We start from the raw sequence: 2,334 nt of genomic DNA, 5'->3' as shown, positions 1-2,334 counted from the left end.
ATAATACTGTAGTCGAGTAGGTTAGTGGTATTACTACCACCTTCCTCTCTAAGAACCGTACGTGAGAGTTTCCCCTCATACGGCTCAAGCATTTCATCACTCTTTCGAGCGGCTCTCAATAAATAGTCGCTGACAGTAGCTATGCACATAAGCCATATTATCAACTTCTTCCACACCTCCCTTTGATTTTGGAACTTTAAAGAAAATTTCTCTATCTTCTCCAAGTTCCATCGGGAGTCCACAGTGATGACAGCGTCCGTCTTGTTTCTTCCAAACAAGTTTAAAACGACCTGTCAACCGTTTCATACCATGATTAAAGGTTCGTTGAGCAAAATAGTTTATATCCAAGTAAGGATTGGCATTTTCTCTGACTTTTGTATGTCTGACGATAGCAGTATGGTCAACTCGAATGAGTTCTTTATCGCCTGAAGCGAATACCCAACTTCGATTGCCTCTTCTATGCCAATACTTGGTCGAAACCCACCACTGGCCTTTCTTTGGATGACGACGTTTTGCCCATCGCCACAATAATTCGTATAAATGATAGTCCAGATAGGAGAAGGCTTCACTAGCACACACGGATTGGTGGTAGTTTGTCCATCCTCTTATCTGTTGATTTAGTTTCATGATTAAGACTTCTTGCTCCCATGCTTTTCCTCGCTTGAGGATGGTTTCTGAGAATTTACCAATAACAGTTTGAATAGAATTCTTAGATGGTTTTACAATCAATTTCCCCTTGTACTTCCGAAAATTCCAACCAAGTAGGTCGAAACCATCGTTGATATGAGTTACCAATGTCTTTTCCTCTGACAGCTCTAAACCTCGTCCAAGCAGAAACTCTCTAATCAATTCTTTAGCCTCTAATGCAATTTCTTGTGTCGCAGCTGTGACGATAAAATCATCCGCATAACGGACAAGATTGACCTTATGGCTATTCTTGAATCGAAGGTCAATTTTCCCTAAACGATTGGTATGAAATCTATCTGATAAGACTTGTTGTAATCCATCGAGTGCCATATTGGCAAGGATAGGCGAAATGATACCGCCTTGTGGCGTGCCTTCTTCCGTTGGGAATAACTCACCCTTGAACACAAAACCTGCTTTAAGGAATTGTTTTAAGATAGATTTATCCATCGGAATGTTCTCTAAGAGCCAGTCATGACTGATGTTGTCAAAACAGCCTTTGATGTCGCCTTCTAAAATCCACTGAGGAGAAGCTTTTCGTGATAGTGCTGTGAAGATATATTCACAAGCATCTTGACAGCTTCTTCCTTTTCGGAAGCCGAATGATTTAGTATCCGCGGTTGTCTCTGCAACAGGTTCTAATGCTAAAGCATAGAGTGCCTGCATAGCTCTGTCGTACATAGTCGGAATCCCTAATGGACGTTTCTTCTTTTTCCCCTTTTTGTCGATGTAAACCCGTCTTAACGGACTAGCTTTATAGCCTTTGTCAGTTAGAGATAGGAGAGCCTCCATCTTTTGAGTAGGGGTCGTCCACAGTTCACCATCTACACCAGCTGTTTTCTTACCTTTGTTAGTCGTTACTCGACGAACGGCAAGTGCCTTGGCATAGAAAGAATGGGTTAGTAAATATTGAAGTCTTTTCACTGTGTTTGTGTGTTTGGCTTGAGTAGCCTTGACAATCCTGATTTGTAGCCTATTCACTTCTTGTTCTGCTCTCTTCCAATCAATGCTTTTCCATTGTTTCGCAAGCAGTTGCTTGTGTGATAACTTCTCAGCTGGTGCTGTCGTTGAATGTTTATCATTCATAGGTTTACCTCCATTTTTGTCATGAAATACCATAGGATAAGTCTGCACCCTTTCAGGTCAGGGCAAAGTTTGAACCCCTATCTCCTACCATTACAGTTGGAGCATTCGCTTTTTATCCTTTCCTCTACCCTCTGTATCGTCTATCCCTCTTACGAGTTCAATACCTTCTATCGATTAAAAGGAATACATAGGGCTTACCAAGTTCCGTGTTATAAATAATTGTGAATACCTTAGGTGCCATCTTTGAGCCGGGAAGAATGTGTCCATTTGTCATCAGGTTATGAAAGCCCCAATGACCTCCTCCGTACCTTTTGGTGTAAGTGTATCAGCCTTATTTCACTTAGTCCCTGTAACGACTCTTGCGATGGTTCACGTCTGTTCACCATAGTATTCTTATCCTAACAGTCCATCCGATTTTAGGCTATCAGACTTTCCATATTGTCCCACAGGCTTCCCAACATAACCGTTACCAGTCAAGCAGGCTGTGGTAGGATTACCCCAAATGGATAGAGTAGCTAAACTAGCAATTTACAACACGACTTCTTGTCGCACCTCATTTTCTGG

The 2,334-nt window shown here is 41.8% G+C and carries 1 protein-coding gene and 1 pseudogene; both read right to left on the bottom strand.

All coding sequences use genetic code 11. The annotated features are described in order from the left end of the window. Positions 1-92 (bottom strand): annotated as a pseudogene (locus J5566_RS10635) (ABC transporter ATP-binding protein); the annotation flags it as partial. A gap of 4 nt (positions 93-96) precedes the next feature. After that, a complete protein-coding gene (gene ltrA / locus J5566_RS10370; protein WP_105110391.1) occupies positions 97-1,770 on the bottom strand; it encodes a group II intron reverse transcriptase/maturase in 1,674 nt (557 codons plus the stop codon). Positions 1,771-2,334: the final 564 nt, after the last annotated feature.

Source organism: Streptococcus suis (assembly GCF_017601095.1).
Classification (GTDB): domain Bacteria; phylum Bacillota; class Bacilli; order Lactobacillales; family Streptococcaceae; genus Streptococcus; species Streptococcus suis_Z.
The sequence above is the reverse complement of the archived record's forward strand: the minus strand, read 5'-3'. Positions and strand labels throughout refer to the sequence as shown.